At 47.8% G+C, this 25,764-nt stretch carries 27 protein-coding genes; all 27 read right to left on the bottom strand.

Translation table 11 applies throughout. The features are described 5' to 3' along the window. Nucleotides 1–134: 134 nt before the first annotated feature. Nucleotides 135–992 (bottom strand): ATP synthase F1 subunit gamma, encoded by an 858-nt coding sequence (atpG, locus tag ACY8D0_RS09325; RefSeq protein ID WP_462410238.1) that lies wholly within the window; start codon nt 990–992, stop codon nt 135–137. A gap of 93 nt (nt 993–1,085) precedes the next feature. Next, a complete protein-coding gene (atpA, locus tag ACY8D0_RS09320; RefSeq protein ID WP_462410237.1) occupies nt 1,086–2,594 on the bottom strand; it encodes a F0F1 ATP synthase subunit alpha in 1,509 nt (502 codons plus the stop codon). A 23-nt stretch (nt 2,595–2,617) separates the two neighbouring features. Then, complete coding sequence (locus ACY8D0_RS09315) at nt 2,618–3,157, bottom strand: F0F1 ATP synthase subunit delta (RefSeq protein ID WP_462410236.1); 540 nt, start codon at nt 3,155–3,157, stop codon at nt 2,618–2,620. Further along, entirely contained in the window at nt 3,157–3,678 is a 522-nt protein-coding gene (atpF, locus tag ACY8D0_RS09310; protein WP_462410235.1) for a F0F1 ATP synthase subunit B, read from the bottom strand. The genes ACY8D0_RS09315 and atpF overlap by 1 nt, the downstream gene beginning before the upstream one ends. A 98-nt stretch (nt 3,679–3,776) precedes the next feature. Then, nucleotides 3,777–3,989: a F0F1 ATP synthase subunit C gene (gene atpE / locus ACY8D0_RS09305; RefSeq protein WP_042463793.1), complete on the bottom strand. Its 213-nt coding sequence runs from the start codon at nt 3,987–3,989 to the stop codon at nt 3,777–3,779. Nucleotides 3,990–4,075: 86 nt separating this feature from the next. Continuing rightward, on the bottom strand, nt 4,076–4,789 hold the full coding sequence (gene atpB / locus ACY8D0_RS09300; RefSeq protein WP_462410234.1) for a F0F1 ATP synthase subunit A: 714 nt from the start codon (nt 4,787–4,789) through the stop codon (nt 4,076–4,078). Nucleotides 4,790–4,811: 22 nt separating this feature from the next. Continuing rightward, nucleotides 4,812–5,186: an ATP synthase subunit I gene (locus ACY8D0_RS09295; protein WP_462410233.1), complete on the bottom strand. Its 375-nt coding sequence runs from the start codon at nt 5,184–5,186 to the stop codon at nt 4,812–4,814. 5 nt (nt 5,187–5,191) lie between these two features. Continuing rightward, a complete protein-coding gene (locus ACY8D0_RS09290; protein WP_462411335.1) occupies nt 5,192–5,380 on the bottom strand; it encodes an AtpZ/AtpI family protein in 189 nt (62 codons plus the stop codon). 396 nt (nt 5,381–5,776) lie between these two features. Further along, nucleotides 5,777–8,038, bottom strand: coding sequence for a S8 family serine peptidase (locus tag ACY8D0_RS09285; RefSeq protein WP_462410232.1), 2,262 nt, complete (start codon nt 8,036–8,038; stop codon nt 5,777–5,779). 805 nt (nt 8,039–8,843) lie between these two features. Continuing rightward, a complete protein-coding gene (upp, locus tag ACY8D0_RS09280) occupies nt 8,844–9,473 on the bottom strand; it encodes a uracil phosphoribosyltransferase (protein ID WP_462410231.1) in 630 nt (209 codons plus the stop codon). A gap of 156 nt (nt 9,474–9,629) precedes the next feature. Beyond that, a complete protein-coding gene (locus ACY8D0_RS09275; protein ID WP_462410230.1) occupies nt 9,630–10,871 on the bottom strand; it encodes a serine hydroxymethyltransferase in 1,242 nt (413 codons plus the stop codon). A 129-nt stretch (nt 10,872–11,000) separates the two neighbouring features. Then, the gene (locus ACY8D0_RS09270; RefSeq protein ID WP_462410229.1) at nt 11,001–11,567 is read right to left on the bottom strand and encodes a TIGR01440 family protein; all 567 of its coding nucleotides are present in this window, start codon (nt 11,565–11,567) and stop codon (nt 11,001–11,003) included. A gap of 18 nt (nt 11,568–11,585) precedes the next feature. Further along, nucleotides 11,586–12,032, bottom strand: a complete 447-nt coding sequence (gene rpiB / locus ACY8D0_RS09265; RefSeq protein ID WP_462410228.1) for a ribose 5-phosphate isomerase B — start codon at nt 12,030–12,032, stop codon at nt 11,586–11,588. Nucleotides 12,033–12,190: 158 nt separating this feature from the next. Then, nucleotides 12,191–12,640, bottom strand: coding sequence for a low molecular weight protein arginine phosphatase (locus ACY8D0_RS09260; RefSeq protein WP_462410227.1), 450 nt, complete (start codon nt 12,638–12,640; stop codon nt 12,191–12,193). Nucleotides 12,641–12,771: 131 nt separating this feature from the next. Then, complete coding sequence (locus ACY8D0_RS09255) at nt 12,772–13,329, bottom strand: manganese efflux pump MntP (protein WP_462410226.1); 558 nt, start codon at nt 13,327–13,329, stop codon at nt 12,772–12,774. Between the two features lie 353 nt (nt 13,330–13,682). Beyond that, nucleotides 13,683–14,726, bottom strand: a complete 1,044-nt coding sequence (locus ACY8D0_RS09250; protein ID WP_462410225.1) for an L-threonylcarbamoyladenylate synthase — start codon at nt 14,724–14,726, stop codon at nt 13,683–13,685. A gap of 186 nt (nt 14,727–14,912) precedes the next feature. Continuing rightward, nucleotides 14,913–15,365, bottom strand: a complete 453-nt coding sequence (locus tag ACY8D0_RS09245) for a GNAT family N-acetyltransferase (protein ID WP_462410224.1) — start codon at nt 15,363–15,365, stop codon at nt 14,913–14,915. 131 nt (nt 15,366–15,496) lie between these two features. Continuing rightward, entirely contained in the window at nt 15,497–16,327 is an 831-nt protein-coding gene (gene spoIIR / locus ACY8D0_RS09240; RefSeq protein ID WP_462410223.1) for a stage II sporulation protein R, read from the bottom strand. Between the two features lie 385 nt (nt 16,328–16,712). Then, a complete protein-coding gene (gene prmC, locus ACY8D0_RS09235) occupies nt 16,713–17,609 on the bottom strand; it encodes a peptide chain release factor N(5)-glutamine methyltransferase (protein WP_462410222.1) in 897 nt (298 codons plus the stop codon). Beyond that, the gene (gene prfA / locus ACY8D0_RS09230; RefSeq protein ID WP_462410221.1) at nt 17,569–18,642 is read right to left on the bottom strand and encodes a peptide chain release factor 1; all 1,074 of its coding nucleotides are present in this window, start codon (nt 18,640–18,642) and stop codon (nt 17,569–17,571) included. Before prfA ends, prmC begins: the two co-directional genes overlap by 41 nt. A 152-nt stretch (nt 18,643–18,794) precedes the next feature. Further along, nucleotides 18,795–19,304: a hypothetical protein gene (locus tag ACY8D0_RS09225; RefSeq protein ID WP_462410220.1), complete on the bottom strand. Its 510-nt coding sequence runs from the start codon at nt 19,302–19,304 to the stop codon at nt 18,795–18,797. A gap of 141 nt (nt 19,305–19,445) precedes the next feature. Then, nucleotides 19,446–20,057: a thymidine kinase gene (locus ACY8D0_RS09220; RefSeq protein WP_462411334.1), complete on the bottom strand. Its 612-nt coding sequence runs from the start codon at nt 20,055–20,057 to the stop codon at nt 19,446–19,448. 258 nt (nt 20,058–20,315) lie between these two features. Then, nucleotides 20,316–20,522 carry a 50S ribosomal protein L31 gene (gene rpmE / locus ACY8D0_RS09215; protein ID WP_462410219.1) on the bottom strand — a complete coding sequence of 69 codons (207 nt, stop codon included), beginning with the start codon at nt 20,520–20,522 and terminating at the stop codon, nt 20,316–20,318. 212 nt (nt 20,523–20,734) lie between these two features. Continuing rightward, the gene (rho, locus tag ACY8D0_RS09210) at nt 20,735–22,000 is read right to left on the bottom strand and encodes a transcription termination factor Rho (protein WP_462410218.1); all 1,266 of its coding nucleotides are present in this window, start codon (nt 21,998–22,000) and stop codon (nt 20,735–20,737) included. A gap of 341 nt (nt 22,001–22,341) precedes the next feature. After that, complete coding sequence (glpX, locus tag ACY8D0_RS09205; protein WP_462410217.1) at nt 22,342–23,301, bottom strand: class II fructose-bisphosphatase; 960 nt, start codon at nt 23,299–23,301, stop codon at nt 22,342–22,344. Between the two features lie 136 nt (nt 23,302–23,437). Continuing rightward, the gene (locus tag ACY8D0_RS09200; protein ID WP_462410216.1) at nt 23,438–24,724 is read right to left on the bottom strand and encodes a UDP-N-acetylglucosamine 1-carboxyvinyltransferase; all 1,287 of its coding nucleotides are present in this window, start codon (nt 24,722–24,724) and stop codon (nt 23,438–23,440) included. A 289-nt stretch (nt 24,725–25,013) separates the two neighbouring features. After that, the gene (gene fsa / locus ACY8D0_RS09195) at nt 25,014–25,664 is read right to left on the bottom strand and encodes a fructose-6-phosphate aldolase (protein WP_462410215.1); all 651 of its coding nucleotides are present in this window, start codon (nt 25,662–25,664) and stop codon (nt 25,014–25,016) included. Between the last annotated feature and the right edge of the window lie 100 nt (nt 25,665–25,764).

The raw sequence follows: 25,764 nt of genomic DNA, 5'->3' as shown, positions 1-25,764 counted from the left end.
ATTTTTTGAAAAACGAACCTTGTATCGTGTTCGCCACTAAGTATTGCGGCCTGTATCCAGTTCTAGTGACGAGAAACCGGATAGCCGGCGCAGGACTTCGTCCCGAACACCGGACAAGGCTAGCTTTTTTAAAATTATTCTAACGCCGCCGCACCGCCGACGATTTCGGTGATTTCCTGCGTGATCGCGGCCTGGCGGGCGCGGTTGTAGCTTAGTGAATACGAGCGGATTAATTCGTTCGCATTATCGGTTGCGTTTCTCATCGCAGTCATCCTTGCAGCATGCTCACTGGCTTTGCTGTCGAGGAGTGCACCGTAGATTAGGCTTTCCGCGTATTGCGGCAGAAGGACATCGAGAATCTCTTCTGCTGACGGTTCAAACTCATAGGACATGAGCTTGTGGGACGTCGATAGTTCTGTCAGCGGGAGAAGCTTCTTCTCGGTAACAGCTTGAGAAATCGCGCTTATATAATGGCTATAGTAAATATAGAGTTCATCAAAGGTTTCATCGGAAAACATTCCAACAGTGGAGCTGGTAATGTCTTTAATGTCCTGGAAGTTTGGCTGGTCGGAAACCCCGACAATGTCAAGGACGACGTTGTAGCCGCGCTTCACAAAGAAGTCACGTCCTACCCGGCCGATAGCAATAATCGCAAATTCATCATTGGATTTATGATTTTGTTGGATTGCCTGCTGGACCCGGCGGATGACGTTTGAGTTAAACGCTCCAGCCAGTCCACGGTCAGAGGTAATGACGACATAGCCTGTCTTCTTGATCGGACGATGTTTCAGCATCGGATGATTCACGCCGCCTGCGCCAATCGCGATCGACGCGGTGACTTCCTGGATTTTTTCCATGTACGGTACGAAGGCTTTCGCATTCAGCACGCCACGGTTCCATTTGGCCGCAGAGGTCATCTCCATTGCCTTGGTAATTTGACTGGTTTTTTTCGTCGAAGTTATCCGATTTTTAATATCGCGTAAAGAAGCCATAGGTTCTCACCACCCTCATTCAAAGAATGTATGACTCAAGCGCCGCGCGGTCGGCCGCACGACGGTTGGCCATTGTAATTGTTAGATCATAAATTACTCAGAGACAGCGAAAGTCTTCTTGAATGCATTGATTGCATCTGCTAAATCCTTGTCAGCAGGAAGATCCTTCGTGGTCGTGATCTGGTCTAACAGTTCTTTGCGGTTGTGGTCTAACCAGTTATATAATTCCGTTTCGAAGCGGCGGATGTCCTCTAATGGAATCTCATCCAAGAAGCCGCGTGTTAAAGCGTATAGGATCATAACTTGCTTTTCAACTGCGATTGGCTTGTTCAGGTCTTGTTTCAGAACCTCAACGGTACGAGCACCACGATTCAATTTCGCTTGAGTGGCTTTATCCAAGTCAGAACCGAATTGCGAGAATGCCTCAAGTTCGCGGTAGGAAGCAAGGTCAAGACGTAATGTACCGGCAACCTTCTTCATGGCCTTGATTTGCGCAGAACCCCCTACACGGGATACAGACAAACCGGCGTTGATCGCTGGACGTACGCCAGAGAAGAACAGGTCAGATTGCAAGAAGATCTGTCCATCGGTGATGGAGATAACGTTTGTTGGGATATAAGCAGAAACGTCACCTGCTTGTGTCTCGATAAATGGCAATGCTGTAATGGAACCGGCACCAAGTGCATCGCTCAATTTGGCAGCACGCTCTAGCAGGCGGCTGTGCAAGTAGAATACATCCCCTGGATAGGCTTCACGACCTGGAGGACGGCGAAGTAATAGGGAAAGCTCACGGTAAGCCGCAGCTTGTTTCGATAAGTCATCATATACGATCAAGACATGCTTGCCGTTGTACATGAATTCTTCTGCCATTGATACACCTGCATACGGTGCTAAGTATAGTAGCGGTGCTGGCTGTGATGCAGAAGCTGTTACAACGATTGAGTATTCTAGTGCACCGAACTTACGAAGCGTTTCAACTGCGTTACGTACAGTTGACTCTTTTTGTCCGATGGCCACATAGATACAAATCATGTTTTGGCCTTTTTGGTTTAAGATGGTGTCGATTGCGACAGATGTTTTACCTGTCTGACGGTCACCAATGATTAATTCCCGCTGTCCACGGCCGATTGGCACAAGGGCATCGATTGCTTTGATACCAGTTTGCAGCGGCTCATGAACCGATTTACGGCTCATAACACCTGGTGCTACTGCTTCAACCGGACGAGTTTTCGTTGTATTGATCGGACCCATGCCATCAACTGGCTGTCCTAGTGGGTTTACAACACGTCCAATCAGTTCCTCACCAACGGGAACCTCCATGATACGTCCTGTACGGCGAACCTCGTCACCTTCGCGAATCTCGGTGAAAGGTCCAAGGATGATAATACCGACGTTATTTTCTTCTAGGTTTTGAGCCATACCCATAACGCCGTTTGAGAATTCAACAAGTTCTCCGGCCATACAGTTGTCGAGGCCGTGGACACGTGCGATACCGTCACCAACGGAGATAACTGTACCCACATCGGTCACTTGTATTTCTGCCTGATAGTTTTCAATTTGCTTTTTTATCAGGGAACTGATTTCTTCAGCTTTGATGCTCATGGTTTCACCCCTATCTACAAATCTTAGCTTAACAACAATTTACGTTCTAAGCGGTCAAGTTTGCCGCGTAATGATCCATCATAAATTCGATTGCCAATCCGCAAGCGTACGCCGCCCAATAGATTGGTATCTACAATATTCTCGATATTTAATGCTTTTTTGCCAATTTTCGCGGCAAAAACAGCGGATAACGCTTCACGCTCGGCATCGCTTAATGTGCGTGTGCTGTACACGACTGCATCAGCGATTCCCATTTCTTCATTGGCCAACTCCAAAAACTCATCGGCCAACTCCGTAATGATTCCTTCGCGATGGCGTTCGATTAATAGTAACAGTGTATTCAGCACATACACGTTTACGGAAGCAAACGAGTTGCTGATCAGCTGCTTTTTTTGCACCAAAGTTAGTTTGGATGATTGCAGCGCGGCTGATACTTCAGGCGTGTACTGAATAACCTCTTTTACTACACGAAGATCTTCTTTCATTGTTTCAAGAAGCTGCTGTTCTTTTGCAATTTGTAATAGCGCTAACGCGTAACGCTTCGCTGCCAACGAGTTACTCATCACAAATCTCCTGCCTCTTGAATATATTCGTTAATGAGCTTGTCTTGATCGGCTGCGCTAAGTTCTTTTTCAATGACTTTAGAGGCAATAAGGACAGACAAGGATGCGACTTGTTCGCGGATCGCCGCCACTGCTTTTTCCTTCTGCTGCTCGATTTCCACCTTGGCAGCTTCTTTCAAGCGCACTGCTTCGGAACGGGCAGTCGTGATGATTTCTTCCCGCTGGATATCGCCTTGTTTTCTTGCGCTTTCAATCAAGCTTGCCGCTTCATTGCGTGCTTCTTTAATAAGATTTCTTTGTTCCTGAAGAATCTTTTCAGCTTCTTTGCGGCTGTTTTCCGCGGCTTGGATTTCACTGCTGATGTGTTCTTCACGCTGTTTCATGATGCCCATTAATGGACCCCATGCGAACTTTTTCAGCAAGGCTAGCAATATGATAAACATGAGCAGCTGGAACACGATGTCACCGGTATTGATCGTGGCATGTTCTGCTGCGCCTAGTACAAGACTGCTTGTTAACACCTCGGATTCACTCCTTTCAAGAGTTGCTTGACGCTAGAAAAATGCATAAAGTAATGGCGAGGATTTGCTGATCATCGCCATCTGGAATTTTCCTGATTCTATCGGTTTAATACCATGAACGCGATAACTACGCCGATAATCGGTAATGCTTCAACTAACGCTACCCCGATAAACATAGTTGTTTGAAGTAATCCACGTGCTTCTGGCTGGCGGGCAATCCCTTCTACTGTACGTCCTACAATAAGACCGTTACCAATACCTGCACCGATTGCTGCTAAACCAATTGCGATTGCTGCTGCTAAAATACCAATTGAACCTGTCATTACTTTTTTCCTCCTTAATGTATAAATACATATATTATTTGTATAGATTGTTCATATAAATGAACGGGTTTTTATTAATGGTCATGACTCACTTTATGGGCCATGTAAACCATCGTCAACATAGTGAATATGTAGGCTTGGATGGTGCCTACGAAAACAGAGAATCCTTGCCATGCCAACGTCAGCGGGATGGCTGCGATTGTTCCAATAATGCCTTGGTGCGCTAATCCTCCTGCTAGAAGAGAAAGAAGAAGTTCACCGGCGTAAATGTTACCATAAAGACGCAAACCAAGAGTCAGCGGATTGGCAAATTCTTCGATGATTTTCAATGGGAACAAGAACTTCATCGGACTGAAGAAACCAGCCGTATACTCTTTTATGCCTTTTAGCTTAATTCCATAAAAATGGGTCAGCCCCAAAATCATAACCGCTAAAGTTAACGTTATGGTTGGATCGGCCGTTGGTGATTTCCACCATAGGTTGCCTTTTAAAACAATGGAAAATGGAAGACCTAACATATTGGATACAAAAATATACATTATCAATGTCAGACCAAGAATGTGGAATCTCCCGCCTTCTTTCCAATCCATCGTGCTGTTGATGACCCCTTTGACGAAGTCCATCACCCATTCCAGGAAGTTTTGCATCCCAGCCGGTTTCATTGCCAGCTTACGGGTGGAAAGAATTGCAATGATAAAAACGATGGCGCTTGCCACTGTTATCATTAACACGTTGGCAAGGTTAAAATAGAGACCCAGAAATTCTACCACAGGAGCTTCGTGATTCATGTATACTCACCTCTCTTCCCAATCACTTATGTTCATTCACTGCGTGATAAAAATAATCTATCATAATGACAATATAGGATGTCATTAGTCCTATTACCAAACTAACCATATCAAATTGTTCAGGGTACCTTAGCGCAATAACCGCTGCGATTCCTGCCATAGCCATTCTCGAGAGCGACCCAAGGGAGCGGGGTTTTTTTCCCTGCGAAACCTTTCTATCAAAACTCTCAGTCTTTCTCACCAGCATCCATAGATTCAAGTAACCAAAGCATGTCCCAAGAATCAATCCTAGAAAGATTGTATGATATGATGTAAATCCCCAGCCTAGGACATAGATGGATAATAAATAAAACATCCATTTCCGCTGTCTATTGAACATGGTTCTGAAATCTGGCATTATAGTTATTCTCCTGAGTAGAAATCGCGGATGGTACGGAGCATGGCATAAGTACCTGTAGCAAGACCGATAAAGAGTCCGACTATTAAGAAAATTGGTTCTGTGTCCCAATGCCGATCAAGCCATCTGCCTGCGAAAATACCTATCAGGATGGAACCTACCAATTGGGAGGTAATGGCGCTCATCAGTGCCATCGCTTTGAACGGGCTGCGGTTATTTTGACTCAACCATAACACATCCTCGCCATAAGAGAATGCTAGGAAAATGTATACCTTTAAGGGCATTTAAAAACTATCTTTAGATAAAGATTCCGACAATTGAAAACCTTATCATCGACGCCCTATGTTAGCATACAATAGCCCCCTATCAATGTCAATGAATTTAGGCAATAAAACCACAATCTTTTCCAGATATCCGTACATTTTACACTTTTATTTTATTTTAATCTGTGGATAAAATTTGGTCATTTTGTGTCTATTTTGTGAACATTTTTAATTGTACAACTGGTACAATTTTATGAACTTTTATTATAGAAAGAAAGCGTAAAAAGCTATGCCATAAATTCGCATAGTTTTTTACGCTTGTCTTTTCTATTTTTCTATAGCGATAACGCCTTCCGTGAAGTCCTCTTTCCCTGCCTTTTTCGCAAAGACCTTGACAAGGTACGTTCCTGCGGCAGGGAGCTTTTCAGGAGGGAGGTCGACGCGGATTAATCCCTGGCCGACATTTTTCCGCGCATCCAAAAACTCGATAAATCGGTAATCGCCCGGGTCAAACAAGGCGATGCCAAATTCCTCTGCCCCGCCCGGCAGATAAGCTTCGTAACGGTAATGGCCCGGCTTGTCCCCTTGAGCAAAATCAAACCCCATAACCCTCGGATATCCTGGTTCCTCCAGTACATATAAGTACGGGATATGGATGGTGCTGTCTCCAGCGTTTAATGTTAAATAGCCATCGTGAATTTTCCGCTTGAACATTTCCGGGTCGACGGTCAGGTCCACAGTGACTTCTTTTGATTGGCGCGGCCCCAGGGTAAACGACATTGGAAACCTCCACGTGAGGCCGTCTGTGTTGGGCGGGAGTGAGAAGGAATATCTCTGTTCCTTACCACTAATGTTTTCCACCAGCAATTTGGCGGTTTGGGAGTTTTCCCCGTTCGAAAATTTGCCGAACCGCAGGCTGCCTGGCGTGACCAGCGTTGCCGCCTGAATCGCTTTATCGACCTGAACCCGGCCCGCCCCTTGCTCATAGGTGTGGTACAGGGGGCCTGCGCCGATATGGATTCGGGTTTGGGGCTGGCTTGATTTGGCCAGGGGCTTGGCCGTGTTCATCAACGCGGCCTTGATTTGCACTGGTGTCCAATCGGGATGGGCCTGTTTAATTAACGCGCAGGCGCCGGCGATATGCGGCGCGGCCATGCTCGTGCCTTGAAGCGACAGGTACCCGCCCGGGATGGTCGAATGGATGGCCACCCCCGGTGCCAAGATGTCCGGCTTTATATCCCAGCTGCCAGTGACCGGGCCGCGGGAACTGAAGTCGGCCAATAAATCCTGTTCCCCTTTCAGTTCCACTCGCGCCAGGGTGTTTCTCTTGGTGATTATTTGGTGGAGGACTCCCCCGTCGTGTTTGGATAGGGCCCCGACCGGTATGTCCACAGGTGCTTCCAGGTTGCCGATGAAGCTGCCGCTTAGATTATTGTAAATGAGGACTGCCCGTGCCCCGGCGGCGCGGGCGTTCTCCGCTTTTTCCGAAAAGGTTAATGTTCCGCGTTTGATTAACACGACTTTTCCGGCAGCATTGTGGATGTCCTCTTTCCGGCCGATTCCGCCGTCCACAAGATCCAATGAGCGGTCAACCGACCACGTGTCTGAACCCTCCAACGGCTCAATTCGAAACTTTTCCCGCACCCCAGATACGGTCAGCCAGGGAATGGTTTGCAAGGGGGTGGAGGCGCCGACGGAGATTGCTTTGGTTGCTGTGCCGGGCGAACCGACGGTCCAGACATTTGGTCCTGAATTTCCCGATGCTGCGACCGCGACAATGCCTTTGTCTACGGCGCGGTTGAGGGCGATGCTGATCGGCAGGTCCGGCCCGTTGACACTATTGCCGAGCGACAGGTTCATGATATCAACTTTATCTTTGATCGCTTCCTCAATTGCCGCCAAGACTTGCTCCGTTGTTCCGCCGCCGCCCGGACCCAGTGCCCGGTAGGCGATGATTTTGGCATCAGGAGCGACGCCTCTGATTTTTCCATTGGCGGCAATGATGCCGGCGACATGGGTGCCGTGGAGGGTGGCCCTGCCGGGGGTGAGGGTCTCCATCGGGTCTTGGTCATTATCGACGAGGTCATGGCCCCCGGCAAAGTTCCGTTTTAGATCGGGATGGGTATAGTCGACGCCCGTGTCGATGACCGCCACGGTTACGCCTTTTCCCGTCAGCCGCTGGTTGTTTTGGTCAAAAAAGCCGCGCACGGTTTCGCCGCCAATGATTTTGACGCTTTCTTCGGTTTCGGCTTGGTATTCGTTGACTGTCGAGACTTGTAGGATGGGCCTATGTCCTGCGAGCCGCTCGATGGTTTCTGGCGGGCCTTCGACCGAGAAGCCGTCGATGGCTTCTGTAAAAACCCGGCGCAGTTTGATGTTTTTATAGGGTTTGATGAGCTGTTGGATTTCCTGTTCCGATTGGGGCCGGTCCAGCATGACGATGGCCACGGTGTCCTGGGTAGATGCGGGTATCGGCGGGTGGATTAACGGTCTTTTAATGGAGATGGGCGGCTCCGTTTTGATTAGATTGGCTGTCGTCGACACGTTGCCCGTTTGAATTGCAAGAAGGAGTGCTAGAAGTAGTTTCATGTGAAAAGTTCCCCTTTTAGCATCAGTCTTTCCTGTAGCGGGGGATCTATGCGGGGGAATTTCATCGACATAACCTGTATGGATCTACACAGAGGTAATTTCTTCTTCATTATGTTCTTTTAAAGAGGGCTATTTTTATTTTTTAATACTTGGCTTGGATTTAGTTTATCAACCAAATTAAACTGTGTATCAACGCAGCTTATTTGTTTATCGACCCAACTTGACAGTTTATCGACCGGATTCTCCTCTTTATCAACGTCCAGCCTTAGGTATAAGCCTGGCTCTTCTTCTTCATCATTTATTTTTAAAGAGAGCTATTTTTCACACTTGGATTAGTTTATCAACCAAATTAAACTGTGTATCAACGTAACCTATTTGTTTATCGACCAAATTTAAATGTTTATCGACCGAGTTCTCCTCTTTATCAACGCCCTGCTTTAGGTATAAGCCTGGCTCTTCTTCTTCATCATTTATTTTTAAAAAGAGAGCTATTTTTAACATTTGGATTAGTTTATCAACCAAATTAATCTGTGTATCAACGCATCTTATTTGTTTATCGACCAAATTTAAATGTTTATCGACCGAATTCTCCTCTTTATCAACGCCCAGCTTTAGGTATAAGCCTGGCTCTTCTTCTTCATCATTTATTTTTAAAGAGAGCTATTTTTTACACTTGGATTAGTTTATCAACCAAATTAAACTGTGTATCAACGCATCTTATTTGTTTATCGACCGAATTCTCCTCTTTATCAACGCCCAGCCTTAACATGACAAAAGCCAGGCATCGGCCTGGCTCGAGCAAACATTATTTTGTTCCAAACAACCGGTCGCCGGCATCGCCCAGTCCTGGAACGATGTAACCATGGTCATTTAACATTTCATCTAACGCGGCAATATAGATATCCACATCCGGATGAACGGTCTTAACGGCCTCCACGCCCTCTGGAGCTGCAATCAAACACATGAATTTGATATTTTTGGCGCCGCGCTTCTTCAAGCCGTGGATCGCCTCAATTGCGGATCCTCCTGTTGCAAGCATCGGGTCAACCACGATAAAATCGCGCTCTTCTACGTCACTTGGGAGCTTCACATAATATTCCACTGGCTTTAACGTTTCCGGGTCACGGTACAAACCGATATGTCCCACTTTCGCTGCCGGGATTAATTTTAAAATCCCGTCCACCATGCCGATTCCGGCACGCAATATTGGCACAATGCCAATCTTTTTCCCGGACAGAACCTTCGATTTGGTCACACTGACCGGTGTTTCAATTTCCGTGTCCTCGAGCGGCATGTCCCGTGTGATTTCGAACGCCATCAACGTTGCCACTTCATCGACCAATTCGCGGAAATCCTTGGTTCCGGTATGTTTATCGCGTATGTAAGTCAGCTTGTGCTGGATTAGCGGATGGTCAAAGACGTATACTTTAGCCAAAATAATCGCCCCTTATATTAAAATTTTACCTCTAAATACACTTCGATTCATTTTACAGAAAAACGATTCAATGAGCAACTCCATAGAACTTGTTTGTTTTTTCAAAAAAAAACGGCCCTACCAATTATAGTAAGGCCGATTCTTCGAAGGATTATTCTAATATTCTGGGTAAAGGACAAATTTGCTGGTCAATGCATCCACACGTGCGCGGGCTTCTTCCAGTTTTGCCTCGTCTTCATGGTTTTTCAAAGTGAACGAGATGATTGAAGCAATCTCATCCATTTCTTCAGCGCCGAAGCCGCGAGTGGTCACCGCTGCTGTTCCAACCCGGATGCCGCTTGTAATGAACGGGCTTTGCGGATCGTATGGGATGGTGTTTTTATTGACGGTGATGCCGATATCATCCAACACTTTTTCTGCCACTTTTCCTGTCAAACCAAGAGATTGCAGGTCGATTAACAGCAAGTGGTTGTCCGTGCCGCCGGAAACGAGCGTGATGCCTTCTTTTTGCAGGCTTTCCGCCAAGCGTTTGGCATTGGCCACAATTTTTCCAGCATATTCGTTGAACTCATCGGTTAACGCTTCACCGAAAGCCACCGCTTTGGCCGCGATGACGTGCATCAACGGTCCGCCTTGGATTCCAGGGAAAATGGATTTATCGATTTTCTTACCGAATTCCTCTTTACATAAAATCATCCCGCCACGTGGTCCGCGCAATGTTTTATGGGTTGTCGTCGTCACAAAATCAGCGTAAGGCACGGGGCTTTGATGCAGGCCTGCCGCAACCAGTCCAGCGATGTGGGCCATGTCGACCATCAAGTAGGCACCGACTTCATCGGCAATCTCGCGGAACTTAGCGAAATCAATTTCACGCGGGTAGGCGCTCGCGCCAGCAACGATTAGCTTTGGCTTGTGCTCAAGCGCTTTGGCACGGACATCTTCATAATCGATGCGGTGAGTTTCTTGATCGACGCCATACTCCACGAAATTATATTGGACACCGCTGAAGTTGACCGGACTGCCGTGGGTCAAGTGGCCGCCGTGGGATAAATTCATGCCGAGCACTGTGTCTCCCTGCTCTAGAATAGTGAAGTAAACCGCCATATTGGCTTGGGCGCCGGAATGCGGTTGGACATTGACATGTTCCGCCCCGAAAATTTGCTTCGCACGGTCGCGGGCCAAATCCTCGACCACGTCGACGTACTCGCAGCCGCCATAATAACGGCGTCCCGGATAGCCTTCTGCATATTTGTTTGTTAAAACGGAGCCCTGGGCTTCCATTACCGCTTCACTGACAAAGTTTTCTGAGGCAATTAATTCGATTTTAGCGCGTTGACGGCCAAGTTCTTTTTGGATCGCTTGAAAAACCTGCTCGTCAGACTGAGACAAATGCTTCATGATAATCCCCCTTTGATTTTGTTGCGTATACTAAACAGTTTGAAAATTCCTTTTTTATTGTAGCATGTTTTTCTTAAAAAAGGTGATGACAGAAAATTCAAATTTAAACCAAAAACCGAACATTTTTAACTAGATGCAACTAGAATTTTCGTCATTAAGGTGGTAAACAGCCCGTTCACCGCCGATAAGTTTCGGTCTTGACCTAGCTAGGGTCACATAGGCCCTTCCGACTGTTTTCTGTTTGACGCGCACCGGCACGGCAACAGGTTTTAAGTGCATGCCGATCAAGGTGCTGCCAATGTCGATGCCGGCTTCGGCTTTAATGGTTTCCACCACAATGGCATCGGCCATGTGTTGATAAGCATAGGTGGCCATCGCACCGCCAGCGGTCCGGACAGGAACCACCGTGACCTCATCAAAGCCCCGCTGCTCGGCCGTTGAGCGTTCGACCACGAGCGCACGGTTTAGGTGCTCACAGCATTGAAAAGCAAGCTGGATGCCGGTTTCCGACTGAAATTTTTTCAGTTCGTTAAAAATCATTTCGGCGACTTCCATGGTGCCGGCGGTTCCGATTTTGGCCCCGGCCACTTCGCTTGTGCTGCAGCCCACTACCAAGAGCTGTCCCGGCTTTATGGAGACTTGCTCGTTATATTCGGTTAACACTGCTTGCAGTTGTTTTTCCCATTCTTGAATCATGTTTTGTCACCCTTCTTTCTAAAGGTGCTTTTCCTCATATTCGGTGATTTTTCCGATGCGATTGGCGTGGCGGCCGCCTTCGAATTCCCCGGTCAGCCATACTTGGGCGATCTCCCTGGCAAGCCCTGGGCCCACCACCCGCTCACCCATGGCGAGAATGTTGCTGTCATTGTGGGCGCGGGTCATTTTTGCACTAAAAGTATCGTGGCAAAGCGCGCAACGGATACCCTTCACTTTGTTTGCCGCGATGGTCATGCCAATTCCGGTGCCGCAAATCAGGATGCCGCGGTCAAACTCGCCGCTGGCCACTTTTTCGGCCACAGGCAGGGCATAATCAGGATAATCTACAGAGGTGGTGCAGTCACAGCCAAAATCTTCGTAAGCAATATTCAGTTCATCCAGCAGGCTGGCGATTTCCTTGCGGATATTGACGCCGCCATGGTCAGAAGCTAAAGCCACTTTCATAAAATAACCCTCCTCAAACTAGTACAATCTGCCTTTAATTTTGACATACCCGTATGAAAATATAAAGATAAAAGCAAACAAAAAAGCCCTCTTTGGACAGAGAGCCTGTGTACGGCTGGTTTCTATTGTTTTCAACTTCATTTGCTGTTTTTCTGCGCTTACAACTTTTCGCCTGCCAATTTTTCCAGCGCCTGATCGATTAACCGGTCTAACTCTTGGAAAGTTTGTTCGTAGACGCCGACAGAGCCGCCAAACGGGTCCATGACATCGTGGTCGTAATCCTCGCCCGTGAATTCCTTTAAGGTATACACCTTGTTGATGGCTCTTGGGTATTGTTGTTGAATGGCGAATTTATGGGATGTGGTCATGGTCAGAATGAGATCGGCCCAGTCCACTTCTGAAACGGACAGCAACGTCGACCGGTGGTCATGGGGGATCTTGTTTTTATCCATGACCTGCTTAGCATTTGCAGAAGCCTCACTGCCATTTGCCGCGTAAATGCCGGCGGACTTTACCTCCATGCCGTCTATGTTTTTATTTTTCAAAATAGCTTCTGCCATAGGACTCCTGCATGTGTTTCCTGTGCATACGAATAAGATGTGCTGCATCGTATCTTCCCCCTTTCCTCTATTCTATAACAACTTTGCTAAATATTAATCGTGCATTGTGTGCAATATTTTATTCGGGGAATTTCCATATTATATGATTGGCGGGTCCCCGAATACCCGTATGTATTTTTTCACCATAAAAAGGACAATAGTTTGAGGCCAAAAGCCAGCAAGATCGCCCCGCCGAGGGCTTCGCTATAGGCGCCCATCCAGCCGCGCACTTTCTTTCCGAGCAGCAGGCCGGCCCAGGTAAGCGTGGCGGCAGCAATGCCAAAGAAAAGCAAGACCAATACGGTTTTTGCTCCATATATGCCTAAGCTCAAGCCGACAGAAAAGCTGTCGAGGCTGACACTCAAAGCAAATAACAGCAGGCCGAAGCCCACCGGTGTGATCACTTTTTCATCCTCGTTTTTCAGGCTGGCCCAAATCATTTGCAGGCCTAACAGTATAAGCAACACGCCTCCGATAATTGAGGCAAACGAACCGAATTTCTCCGAGAGAAACTTTCCCGCCGTAATCCCAGCAAGCGGCATGATCACATGAAACAGCCCGATTGTCAGGCCAATCTCAAATATCTTCTTAAGGCGGAGTTTGTACATCCCCATACCAAGGCCCACCGAGAACGCATCCATCCCCAGCGCCGCTGCCATAATCATCAACGTCAAAACTTCCCCAACCACATCAGACATCCAAACCTCGCCCCCTTGGACTAACTATTTCAGCATATGCACGTCCAACAAAATTTAGAAGCACAAATGGGACATGGGTGGGACCAAGAGGCGGGGCCTGTCCCCCAGTGCTTTACCACTTTAATCCGGCGGGGGACAGGCCCCCGGTGCGTTAACACTTTAGTCCAGCGGGGGACAGGCCCCCAATGCGTTAACACTTTAGTCCAGTGGGGGACAGGCCCCCGGTGCGTTAACACTTTAGTCCAGCGGGGGACAGGCCCCCAATGCGTTAACACTTTAGTCCAGTGGGGGACAGGCCCCCGGCGCGTTAAATGAATAAAGCACCGGTTCCCCCTTAAAAAGGGGGACGGTGCTTATTGGTTGATGATTTTGTTTCCGGCTGCTTTTTGGAGGCGGTTCATGATGGCGTAGCCGACTCCTTCGGTTGGAAACATTTCGCTATAGATGATGTCGACTTCGATTTGGTTGAACCGGCGGAGCGTATCATACAGGGCGGCTGCCACGGTCTCAAGCTCAGACCGTTTTCCGCAGGCCAGCACATGGTCGGCGGTAAACTCTCCGGTAAATTCCTCGGTGGTCAATACCCCAACCTTTAAACCCTCCTGCCGCTTTTCATCCACCAGCTGTTGGATAAACGCTCTTGTCCCTGAAACCAAGTACAGCGGGGCATTTGGCGCGTAGTGCTTGTATTTCATTCCCGGCGCTTTCGGTTTTTCGTGCTCATCGGTTAACGCACGGTCGATTCTCACCTCACCGACCACGGCTTCTAGCTGCTCCTTGGTCACACCGCCCGGACGTAAAATGACCGGAATGGCCTCCGTGCAATCGATGACGGTGGATTCAACGCCGACACCCGTCGCGCCTCCATCCAGCACCCCGGCGATTTTCCCCTGCAAATCGTCCAAAACATGCTGGGCTGTTGTCGGGCTCGGTTTACCTGAACTGTTGGCACTCGGGGCTCCAATAGGCAATCCGCATGTTTTTAGGAGAGCTAAAGCTACTGGGTGGTCCGGCATCCGTACCCCCACTGTATCAAGTCCAGCGGTTGCCTTTTCCGACAAAGCTCCCGGCTTCCTTTTGAAAATAATCGTCAACGGCCCCGGCCAAAATGCCTCCATTAAGGCTTCGGCCTTCGCCGGAATCTCCAATACAAAATCGTCCAGCTGCTGCTTTTCGGCAATATGAATAATTAACGGGTTATCGCTTGGTCGGCCCTTCGCTGCATATATTTTGGCTACCGCCTCGTCGCTTTCTGCATTCCCCGCCAAACCGTAAACCGTTTCCGTAGGCATCGCAACCACTTCATTTTCTCGTAAAAAATGGGCAGCATCCACAATATGTGGATTACTCTCTAATTTATCCACATAGTTATCCACTTTCCAGACTTTTGTGTTCATAGTTATCCACCTTACTATTTCCCAAATCAACAAGTCGAAAAATGACGAATTTAGGCTTATTGACTCTATTTTTTCGCAATGTACGTTTGAAAGTATAAAAGAAGCAGGGGATAAATACAAGTTTTATCCACAAATTGTGTATAAACTCCTGAAAAAAGTGGATAACTTAAGCGAAATATCCACAGGCTATAGATCATATTTCAAAAATAACGAGTTATCCACACTGAATAAGTGTCGAATATGATCGGAATCGCTTAACCCAACCGGCAGCATTTCCCGTTCGACTTGCTGAAAACCAATCCATTCGAAAAAAGGCACTGCCGAGTTTTTATTGGTGGCTAAGAATATGCTTTTCAATCCTTTTTCCTTTGCCAGCTTCACCATTTGTTCCATTAATATAAGGATATCCTGATCAGCTTGACCTGGCGAAACGACGAGCGAACGCAAGAGCCCGGCCTCAGCCTCTATGAACACTTCCATTCCTAATGTTCCCTTCAGTGCCCCATTCTTATCCTCTAGCAATAGGAAACATTCCGCCGTTTCCTCATTTAGTCCATCCGTCCCAAGATTTGCTCTTCCCAGGAACTCTCTCAACCCATCCAAATCATCCCGTTTCGCCCTGCGAATCAACATCTGCATACCCTTCCCCTCCATTTCCAATCTACTATACTTTATGAATATGATAGAAAAGAAAGAATAGAACCCAGATATGTATGAGGCTATTTAGCACAGTAAAGCGCTGGGGGACAGGCCCCCAGCGCTTTACTGTGTTAAAATATTTTCTTCCACATGTCGACGATGAAGAATTTTACTTTTACGGGTTGTTCGTCTTCGGCGACATAGACTGGTTGATCTTTGGTTTTGCTAGATTTTTTTGATGAATCTTCTTTTTCGTCCTTAGTTGAAGTTTCAGCTATTTGGTCTTCTTTTTTATCTGTATTTTTTTCCTTTGATGCTTTGGTTAGCTTCTCTACTTGTTTTGCTTTTTCTTCATCTTTCTTCTCTTGTTTATCTACCAGTTTAGCTAATGCGTCCGAGCCTTCTTCCTTACTTTTGGCCTTAGCGGTTTGTTTTTCTTCTTCAAAGCCATCGCTGACAGCGACACCATTGGAAAAATCGAGGAAGCATAATGGCGGGTACAGCACGCACCACCAGTTGGCGCCTTCGCCTTTGCCCAGGGTGATTAAGATGGCTTGGTACTTGCCTGCCGGATATAAATATTGCCCGTATAATTTCGTTGGAAATTGTACTTGGCCAAACTCTACTTTGACTGATTGGTTGGACCCTTGTTCACGGACTGTCTTTTCTGCGATGTCTTGGATCTCAGGCAGTTTGGATTGGATGACCGATCTTGCTTTCTCCATCGAGGTTAAATCCTGTACCCACAGCGAGATTTTTGCGTTCACCGCGTCGCGGACTTTTCGTTTGATCTGCTGGTCTTCTTCAAAATCACTGTTGGCCAATATCCTCAGCCGGATGGCTTCCCCTGGTATCACGATGGATTCCTTTGCCGCCGCTTCGGTTTTCGGCATATATAAATTTATCATTGTCGCAAATGATAAAACTACTAGATAAGCCCAAACGATTACTTTGTTTCCCATTTTCCAGCACCGTCCCTTCCCTATCCCCATTGTGGACAGAATGCCAGAATCTTAAACTATTAAAATTTGCTATTTTTAAAAATGGCTCTGTTGAATTTGACTGTTGACCTCCGCTCCAATCAACTGAGTGAAAAAATTCAACTTATCGTTTTGCATCCTTAAAAGTAAAACCGGACTGTTCCGCAGCTCAAATAAGTTGACCGGCCCTTTTCAATTGTTTATCAACCAAACTTGAGCTCTTATCAACCTAAATCGGTCTTCTATCAACCTAACTTAGGCCCTTATCAACCAAAACTAGACTTTTATCAACACTTACCCTGGCTTTACCAGCACATGCCCATTACATAACAAAAAAACGAATGGAAACCACTCGTCCATTCGTTTTCTAAAAGCCAATCTCCGCAAACACCATTCGGTCCTTGCCGTTAATATCATTGACTACTTCGACTTTACTTTTTGCAAAAGTCCCACGTAACATCGCCGCGACCGCTTCGCCCTGCCCGGCCCCGATTTCAAAACAAACAAGCGCTTGAGGGGCAAGGACCTGGGGCAGTTCGTCCATGAACCGGCGGTAGAAATCCAGACCGTCATCGCCCGCAAACAGGGCGCGGTGCGGCTCATGCTCCGTCACGACTTCCGACATCCAGGTGATGTCCCCCAATGGAATATAAGGCGGATTGGACATCACAATATCCCATTTCTCACCGACGGCAATCAACGGCTGCAGCAAATCCCCCTGAATCCAGCGGACATCCGCCCCAAGGCGGCCTGCATTCTCCCGCGCCACCGTCAGCGACTCCTCCGAAATATCGGTCCCCGTCACGGCAACACTTGGTGCCTCCAGCTTCATCGTAATTGCGATAGCGCCGCTGCCCGTGCCAATATCGGCCAATTTCAAATCAGGCTTTTGCCCAAAAAGCAATTTGAGCCTTTTTAATGTACCGTACACCAATTCTTCCGTTTCCGGCCTTGGAATCAAGACAGCCCGATTCACCAGGAAAGCCCGGCCATAAAACTCTTCCGTGCCCATGATATATTGGACCGGAACCCCGTGGACATGTTCCATAACCGCCGCCTCAAATGCCGTCCACACCGAATCGGGAAGATCTTCGCGGACATTGGCAAACAGGTGTGCCCGCGACATGCCGGTGAAGTGCCGCAGCAGCAGTTCACCGGCGTTGGCGTCCCGTTTATTTTCCGTTAAAAAAGAAGAAGCCCATTGGAGAGCTTCGTAAATTTTTTTACTCATTTGAGGCATTTTCCAATCGTTTCGCTTGGTCATCGAGAATCAATGCCTCAATGACCTCATCAAGCTTGCCCTCAATGATTTGGTCCAATTTTTGAATGGTCAACCCGATGCGGTGGTCGGTTACCCGGTTTTGCGGGTAGTTGTAGGTGCGGATCCGTTCCGAACGGTCACCGGTACCAACAGCTGATTTCCGGACCTCGTCGTATTCAGCCTGGGCTTCCTGCTGAAACTTGTCATAAACCCGCGCCCGCAGGATTTTCATCGCTTTATCTTTGTTTTTATGCTGAGATCGTTCGTCCTGGCTGGTCGCCACAATACCGGTCGGAATATGGGTCAAACGAACCGCTGACATGGTGGTGTTAACGCTCTGTCCGCCAGCGCCGCTCGATGCGAACGTATCAAAGCGGATATCTTTATCATTGATTTCGATGTCAAACTCCTCCACTTCCGGCAGAGCTGCTACCGTTGCGGTGGAGGTGTGAATCCGGCCGCCCGATTCGGTTTCCGGCACGCGCTGAACGCGGTGGGCGCCATTTTCATACTTCAATTTGGAGAATGCGCCTTGGCCGGTAATCATAAAAATAATTTCCTTATAGCCGCCAAGACCGGTTTCGTTGGCATCAATGACCTCGGTTCTCCAGCCTTGTGCTTCGGCATAGCGGCTGTACATCCGGTACAAGGTGCCCGCAAACAAGGCTGCCTCTTCCCCGCCTGCCGCGCCGCGGACTTCCATGATAACGTTTTTGTCATCATTCGGGTCTTTCGGGACAAGCAAGATTTTTAGACGTTCTTCCAATTCCTCAATTTGCGCTTCGAGTTCGTGCATTTCTTCTTTGACCATTTCACGCATGTCCGCATCCAGTTTTTCCTCAAGCATCGCTTTGGTATCCTGGAGCTGGGATTTGGCCTCTTTGTATTCGCGGTAGGCTGCTACAGTTTCTTGCATGTCCGCTTGTTCTTTGGAGTAATCACGCAGTTTTTTTGTATCATTAATGATCTCCGGATCGCTTAAAAGCTCGTTTAATCTTTCATAGCGGTCCTCGACCGATTGCAAACGATCAAACACAATTATTCACCTCATATTTTTACATATCTATATTAAAAAACCGTTCTTTTTTTAGTGCATAACATTCTTATTATAGTATAGGAAAATTTCAAGGTCAAAACCAATTTATTTGAAAAAAATATTAAAAAACATGCCCTGGTCAACAGAGCATGCTATCTGCGGTCTTCCTGCACTTTTACTTCAATATTGTAGCGAGGCAATGCTTGAACGAGTTTACGGTGGAGTCGGGCTTCGGCGTCGTCCTTTTCACGGTTCGTCAGCATGCCCTTTTTATAAACGGTCACCCACATCCGGTCGCCATTGGTCCAGATTGAATCTGGGACAAATTCCTTCGTGTCGGCAATCACCCGCTTCGCTTGGTTGATGTCGTTCCCTTCGTTTGTGCCGCCAGCTTCACTGCCGCTCCCTGTCCGGTTCAAGTCAAGGAAATTGGGATTTTGATTGGTGATATCATCTTCCACCGAGTGCCGGTCATTTTTTCCACGGTCATTCGTAAAATCACGCACACCCGCATTGTCCTCACGGTTCATCGTATCCGGCTTGCTGGTTTCATTGGTTTTCCGCAAGTCGTAAGCTGTATTGTCAGCGGTTTTATCCCCTTGGCAGCCGGCTGCTGCAAACAGCAATAGCAAAATAAACGAGAAAATGGTCCACTTTTTCACGATTTGCACCTCCCGTTACTATCTTGCCCGCAACCATCAGATGCCGCTCAAGTGAATTACTTCCAGACACGGCGGGCGCCAAGCCTCCGCTAAAAAACAAAAAGGCACCAGGGACACTCCTGATACCTTCTTTTATATAAGCTACACGTTTTCTTCAACAACCTGCCGATAGGTTGCGGATTCGGGCACTTCATGATGGTGGCGGCACCGCGGTTCGTACGCTTCCGCTGCCCCAACCAAAATAACCGGGTCGTGGAAAGATGCCGGGCGTCCGTTAATCAGGCGCTGGGTCCGGCTCGCCGGTGAGCCGCACACGGTGCAAACGGCCTGCAGCTTGGTCACCGACTCAGCAATCGCCATCAAGGCCGGCATTTGTCCGAACGGCTCGCCGCGGAAGTCTTGGTCAAGTCCCGCGAGAATCACCCGATGGCCGCTATTGGCCAACTGCTGCACAACCCTGACAATGCCTTCATCAAAAAACTGCGCCTCATCAATAGCGATAATATCCGTTTCCGCTTCTACATGATGGAGAATCTCGATAGAGTGGGAAATGGGCTTCGCATGAAAGGAAGTACCATTATGGGATACAACAGACTGATCACTGTAGCGATTATCAATTTTCGGCTTAAACACGGCAATCTTTTGCTTAGCAAATTCCGCGCGTTTCACACGGCGAATCAATTCCTCCGATTTACCAGAAAACATACTACCACAGATAACCTCGACCCATCCGGTCTGCTTCATTAAATACATAAAACAGCGTCTCCTTCCTCTTACGAACCCTCTGACAATATTCTTAAGTATCAAAATCTATGCAATGCATATAAGTATATCATTTTCTATTAAGGCCAATAGCATGTATGGGGCCTGTCCCCCACCATGGTAACGCATTAACGCGCCGGGGGCCTGTCCCCCATCGGAGTAACGTTTTAACGTACCAGAGGACATTTACACCCCGCAACAAATAAAAAACAGGCAAGTAGGGTTTCTGCTTGCCTGTTTCTGTCGCAATTATTGTTGCTTAAGGCCGTATTTTTTGTTGAATCGGTCAACACGTCCGCCAGCTTCAGCGAATTTTTGACGACCAGTATAGAACGGATGGCATTCAGAGCAAGTTTCTACACGGATTTCGTTTTTGACTGATCCGGTTTCAAAAGTGTTGCCGCATGCGCAAGTCACCGTAACTGTTTTATAATTTGGATGAATTCCTGCTTTCATTCTTTTCATCTCCTTCCGCCCTGAATCATATTCGAAACAGAGTTATCATAAAGTGCTTGTACTTTTAAACAAACACTTGGAATCAAAAAAACTAAAAACACATTGACCCCATTATAACAGGGTAGCCTGCCATTTTCAAGTTGGGATTTACAGGAATACCCGTAAATGTTTAAAAAAACTATGAACTGCACAATGGCCGTTGTTGATGAGTCCTACGACCGGCGCATCTTTAATTCTTCACCAATTTGGTCGAAAAAATCCTGATTGGATTTGGTTTGCCTTAGTTTTTTCAAGAACCGCTCGGCAAAATCTGGCGAATCTGACATTGATTTGCGCATCACCCATAGTTTGTCGAGATGGTCTTTCGGAATCAAGAGCTCCTCTTTCCGCGTACCGGAACGGCGGATATCCAATGCAGGGAAAATCCGGCGCTCGGCAAGCTGACGATCTAAATGAAGCTCCATGTTACCCGTTCCTTTGAATTCTTCATAAATGACATCGTCCATACGGGAACCCGTATCCACCAATGCCGTTGCCAAAATCGTCAAGCTGCCGCCCTCTTCAATATTTCGGGCCGCCCCGAAGAAACGCTTCGGACGGTGGAACGCCGCCGGGTCAATACCACCAGACAACGTACGGCCGCTTGGCGGAATTACCAAGTTGTAGGCCCGCGCCAAACGAGTGATACTATCCATCAAAATGACCACGTCGCGCTTGTGCTCGACTAAACGCATCGCGCGGTCCAAAACAAGCTCTGCGACCTTAATATGGTTTTCCGGAACCTCATCAAACGTTGAGCTGACGACATCACCGGCAACGGACCGTTCGATATCGGTCACCTCTTCTGGACGTTCGTCGATCAACAGCATAATCAGTTCCACTTCCGGGTGATTGGTGGTAATGCTGTTGGCAATTTCCTTTAACAGCATCGTCTTACCGGCCTTAGGCGGTGCCACAATCAAGCCACGCTGGCCAAAGCCGACCGGCGCCACCAGGTCCATAATCCGGGTGGACAGCTTATCCCGGGTGGTTTCTAATTTCATCATCCGGTCAGGATAAAGAGGTGTCAGAGCCGGGAAATATACCCGTTCCTTCGCTGATTCTGGGTCTTCCCCGTTTACCGCTTCGACATGCAGCAAGCCGAAATACCGCTCGTTTTCCTTCGGCGGGCGCACTTTGCCAGATACCTTGTCCCCATTTCGCAGGTCAAACCGGCGAATTTGCGAGGCAGAAATATAAATATCCTCGGAACTTGGGGAATAGTTAATTGGCCGCAAGAACCCGAAGCCCTCGGATTGAATGATTTCCAGGACGCCTTCCATGAAGAAATAACCCTGTTGTTCCGCCCGCGATTTTAAAATCGCAAAAATGAGTTCTTTCTTCGTCAATTTGCTGTAATAGGTTACTTTATATTCGCGCGCCAGCTCATAAAGCTCCTTCAGCTTCATATTTTCTAAAATTGATATTGTTAATTCCATGTGTACACCACGCTTTAAAATTTTTCCGTCATATCCGCTTGTTCATCGAGTCGGAGATGATGCAGGTTTGTCATATAATTAGAGGAATGGAAATAGAAGTTGAAAAAGAAATGAATAAAACAGCAGAAAAAATGCATAATAAAAACAATTTCTATTTTACCCTCTTACTAAAAAAATAATCAACAAAATTTTTCCGGTTCGGTTCGTTTGGAAATGATTTCCGAAGGGGTCATCTTTGGAGATGTGGGAGTTAAGCATTTGCCTATGGATTGGCCATCAGGCTGATTTCTAGTCAACAGGTGCGCCGGGGGCTTGATTGGCCCCCTGGCATCCTGCCTATTTTATAAAACTAAATTTGGTTTTTTGTTTAAGCTATGGCGGCCTTCGACAAACCGGACCGTCCCAGATTTCGCCCGCATAACAAGCGAATGGGTCGTTCCGTAGGTGCCTTTAAATTGAACACCACGCAGCAGTTCCCCGTCGGTTACGCCAGTGGCGGCAAAAATGGCGTCGTCGCCTTTGACAAGGTCTTCCATGCGGAGCACACGATTCAAATCAAGGCCCATCTTTTTGCAGCGCTCGAGTTCGGCATCACTTTGCGGCAAGAGTTTGCCGAGAATTTCCCCGCCGAGGCATTTCAGCGCCACCGCGGACAGAACACCCTCCGGTGCACCGCCGGATCCGAATAGGATATCGACACCCGTGTTATCGAATGCCGTATTGATTGCACCCGCGACATCGCCGTCGTTAATCAATTTAATCCGAGCGCCAGCTTCGCGAAGCTGGTGAATGATATGTTCATGACGCTCACGATTCAGCACGGTCGCCACCACGTCTTCAATGTCCTTATTTTTGGCTCTGGCAACCGCTTTTAGATTATCCAAAACAGAGGCATGAATGTCCACCTGGCCAACTGCTTCAGGTCCGACTGCAATTTTTTCCATATACATATCAGGAGCATGCAGAAGGTTTCCGTGGTCAGCAACAGCGACAACGGCCAACGCATTCCAGCCGCCGGAAGCTAAAATATTGGTTCCTTCCAGCGGGTCAACAGCCACATCCACGCGGGGACCATAACCGTTTCCGAGCTTTTCCCCGATGTAGAGCATCGGTGCTTCGTCCATTTCCCCTTCACCGATAACGACAGTCCCTTTCATCGGAATCGTATCAAATACATTCCGCATCGCCGAGGTGGCTGCTCCGTCCGCATCGTCCTTTTTCCCGCGGCCCATCCACCGGGCAGAGGCAAGTGCTGCCCCTTCCGTTACCCGGACAAGCTCCATCGATAAACTTCTTTCCATTAGTGTCATCTCCCGTTTCTCTTTTGCAAACAACTCTCCAATGTTTTAAATCTCTCTCTATAGCCTGTCCAGTTTTTTCGCAACCGGCTTCTCTCACACACAAACACACGAGTCAGAGGTCAACTGTCTGATGTGCTCAGGTGTTTTTTAAATGTTCCATTTCTTCTTTCGTCAGCTCTTCCCGCCATGCGGTGGCACCTAAGCCATTTAATTTTTCAACCAAATTGCTATAGCCGCGGTCGATGTGCTCAAGGCCTGTCACTTCGGTAATTCCTTCCGCCATCAATCCGGCGATGACCAAAGCCGCCCCTGCCCGCAGGTCGCTGGCTTTCACTTTCGCCCCCTGCAGCTGGATTGGACCGTTAATGATCGCCGAACGGCCTTCCACTTTAATATTGGCGTTCATTCTTCTCAATTCATCAATATGCTTAAACCTGGCGCCGTAAATCGTATCGGTCACGACACTAGAGCCCGATGCTCTGGTTAACAGCGTCGTGAATGGCTGCTGCAGGTCGGTTGGGAATCCCGGATAAACCAGCGTCTTGATATCAACAGGCTTCAACTTGTCGGACCCGCCCACAAACACTTGGTCATCACCGGTTTCCACCGGCACTCCCATTTCACGAAGTTTGGCAATGAGCGACTCCAAATGCTGCGGGATGACGTTATCCACCAGCACGCCTTCGCCGGCGGCGGCCCCAAGAATCATATACGTACCGGCTTCAATCCGGTCAGGAATGATCGTGTGCCGGCAGCCATGAAGGCTATCGACGCCGTCAATCCGGATGACATCCGTCCCTGCCCCTTTGATTCTTGCACCCATATTGGTCAGAAGCGTAGCCACATCAATGATTTCTGGCTCTTTTGCCGCATTCTCAATAATCGTCCGGCCTTTTGCCCGGACAGCGGCGAGCATAATATTAATGGTAGCCCCAACACTCACCACATCAAGGTAAATCCGCGCGCCGCGAAGCTCATCCGCGCGCAGGTAAATGGCTCCCTGCTCGTTGGTAATCCGGGCACCCAAAGCCTCAAAGCCCTTGATATGCTGGTCGATCGGACGCGGACCCAAATGGCAGCCGCCCGGCAAGCCGATGACCGCTTTTTTAAACCGTCCCAGCATCGCTCCCATTAAATAATAGGACGCGCGCAGTTTTTTCACTTTGCCGTTGGGCAGAGGCATGGAAATCATAGTGGACGGGTCAACCGTCATTTCATCCTCTGTAATTTTCACGTTGCCGCCGATTTCTTCCAGAAGATCTTTCAGAATCTCGACATCAGAAATATGCGGCAGCCCCTCAATCGTAACCGGAGACTCGGCCAGAATGGTGGCGGGTATCAACGCAACCGCACTATTCTTGGCACCACTTATTCGAACTGTTCCCTTTAACGGATATCCGCCCGCTATTTTAAGTTTTTCCATTTTCGACTCCCTTCTATGGCCTGTGTTCATCTTGAATGAATGGAATGGGTCGGGCGCTTTACTTTTAGTAAGCGCTGTATTTATTTCCATCATAGTCTACTTAAGAATGAACTATACGTGTCCGGTCAGGCCTTTCTGCTTTTTTTATAAAAAATGCGGAAAGTAAATTCTCCCAACATTAACAGCCAAATTCCGACAGAATGTCTACTTTATAGTTTACACGAAAATGGTCGTTTCATGTAGCCTATTACAAAAATTTACACGAAAATGGAAAAACCGGAAATGAGGCTTAGGCTTCAGTCCTTGACTTCCAGTCGTTTAAGAATGCTTCGATTCCTTTATCAGTCAGTGGGTGCTTGGTCAGACCCATCAATACTTTATACGGGATGGTCGCAATATGGGCTCCCCTTAATGCTGCTTCTGTAACATGCAACGGATGGCGGATGGACGCCGCAATGATTTCGGTTTCAATTCCATGGACGTTGAAAATTTCTGCAATCGTAGAGATGAGCTCCAAGCCATTTTGGCCGATATCGTCCAACCTGCCAAGGAATGGGGAAACGTAAGTTGCGCCTGCTCTTGCTGCCAGCAATGCTTGATTGGCGTTAAAAATCAAGGTCACGTTTGTTTGGATTCCTTCCTGTGATAATGCGTGGACGGCTTTTAACCCATCAGGGGTCATTGGGACCTTAACTGTGATGTTCGGTGCAATCGCAGCCAGCTCTTTGCCCTCTTTAATCATACCTTCCGCATCCAGTGCGATGACTTCGGCGCTGACGGAACCTGAAACCAAACTAGTAATTTCCCGCAGGCGGTCATGGAAAGAAACTCCCTTTTCTTTGGCAACCAGTGACGGGTTGGTGGTTACCCCCGCTAATAATCCGAGATCATACGCTTCTTTGATTTCTTCTAAATTTGCTGTATCGATGAAAAATTTCATAAAAATCTCCTCCCCTTTATTCGACAAAATTTTCAGTCAGTTATAAACATACGGAAACCGCCCCTTAATCAGGGCGGTCCGTATTAGAATTTGCGGCACA

It is taken from the genome of Neobacillus camarae, from assembly GCF_054950115.1.
The sequence above is the reverse complement of the archived record's forward strand: the minus strand, read 5'-3'. Positions and strand labels throughout refer to the sequence as shown.

What these genes read in the sequence shown, in the direction of transcription:
- atpB (WP_462410234.1), bottom strand. Translation starts at nt 4,789, where the DNA reads ATGAATCACGAAGCTCCTGTGGTAGAATTTCTGGGTCTCTATTTTAAC.
- rpmE (WP_462410219.1), bottom strand. Translation starts at nt 20,522, where the DNA reads ATGAAAGCAGGAATTCATCCAAATTATAAAACAGTTACGGTGACTTGC.
- ACY8D0_RS09295 (WP_462410233.1), bottom strand. Translation starts at nt 5,186, where the DNA reads ATGCCAGATTTCAGAACCATGTTCAATAGACAGCGGAAATGGATGTTT.
- rho (WP_462410218.1), bottom strand. Translation starts at nt 22,000, where the DNA reads ATGGAATTAACAATATCAATTTTAGAAAATATGAAGCTGAAGGAGCTT.
- ACY8D0_RS09275 (WP_462410230.1), bottom strand. Translation starts at nt 10,871, where the DNA reads ATGAAGCATTTGTCTCAGTCTGACGAGCAGGTTTTTCAAGCGATCCAA.
- ACY8D0_RS09260 (WP_462410227.1), bottom strand. Translation starts at nt 12,640, where the DNA reads ATGCAGCACATCTTATTCGTATGCACAGGAAACACATGCAGGAGTCCT.
- ACY8D0_RS09255 (WP_462410226.1), bottom strand. Translation starts at nt 13,329, where the DNA reads ATGTCTGATGTGGTTGGGGAAGTTTTGACGTTGATGATTATGGCAGCG.
- atpA (WP_462410237.1), bottom strand. Translation starts at nt 2,594, where the DNA reads ATGAGCATCAAAGCTGAAGAAATCAGTTCCCTGATAAAAAAGCAAATT.
- ACY8D0_RS09285 (WP_462410232.1), bottom strand. Translation starts at nt 8,038, where the DNA reads ATGAAACTACTTCTAGCACTCCTTCTTGCAATTCAAACGGGCAACGTG.
- glpX (WP_462410217.1), bottom strand. Translation starts at nt 23,301, where the DNA reads ATGGAAAGAAGTTTATCGATGGAGCTTGTCCGGGTAACGGAAGGGGCA.
- ACY8D0_RS09250 (WP_462410225.1), bottom strand. Translation starts at nt 14,726, where the DNA reads ATGAACACAAAAGTCTGGAAAGTGGATAACTATGTGGATAAATTAGAG.
- fsa (WP_462410215.1), bottom strand. Translation starts at nt 25,664, where the DNA reads ATGAAATTTTTCATCGATACAGCAAATTTAGAAGAAATCAAAGAAGCG.
- ACY8D0_RS09315 (WP_462410236.1), bottom strand. Translation starts at nt 3,157, where the DNA reads ATGAGTAACTCGTTGGCAGCGAAGCGTTACGCGTTAGCGCTATTACAA.
- prmC (WP_462410222.1), bottom strand. Translation starts at nt 17,609, where the DNA reads ATGACCAAGCGAAACGATTGGAAAATGCCTCAAATGAGTAAAAAAATT.
- ACY8D0_RS09220 (WP_462411334.1), bottom strand. Translation starts at nt 20,057, where the DNA reads ATGTATTTAATGAAGCAGACCGGATGGGTCGAGGTTATCTGTGGTAGT.
- ACY8D0_RS09200 (WP_462410216.1), bottom strand. Translation starts at nt 24,724, where the DNA reads ATGGAAAAACTTAAAATAGCGGGCGGATATCCGTTAAAGGGAACAGTT.
- atpG (WP_462410238.1), bottom strand. Translation starts at nt 992, where the DNA reads ATGGCTTCTTTACGCGATATTAAAAATCGGATAACTTCGACGAAAAAA.
- rpiB (WP_462410228.1), bottom strand. Translation starts at nt 12,032, where the DNA reads ATGAAAGTGGCTTTAGCTTCTGACCATGGCGGCGTCAATATCCGCAAG.
- ACY8D0_RS09270 (WP_462410229.1), bottom strand. Translation starts at nt 11,567, where the DNA reads ATGATTCAAGAATGGGAAAAACAACTGCAAGCAGTGTTAACCGAATAT.
- spoIIR (WP_462410223.1), bottom strand. Translation starts at nt 16,327, where the DNA reads ATGGGAAACAAAGTAATCGTTTGGGCTTATCTAGTAGTTTTATCATTT.
- ACY8D0_RS09245 (WP_462410224.1), bottom strand. Translation starts at nt 15,365, where the DNA reads ATGCAGATGTTGATTCGCAGGGCGAAACGGGATGATTTGGATGGGTTG.
- ACY8D0_RS09290 (WP_462411335.1), bottom strand. Translation starts at nt 5,380, where the DNA reads ATGGCACTGATGAGCGCCATTACCTCCCAATTGGTAGGTTCCATCCTG.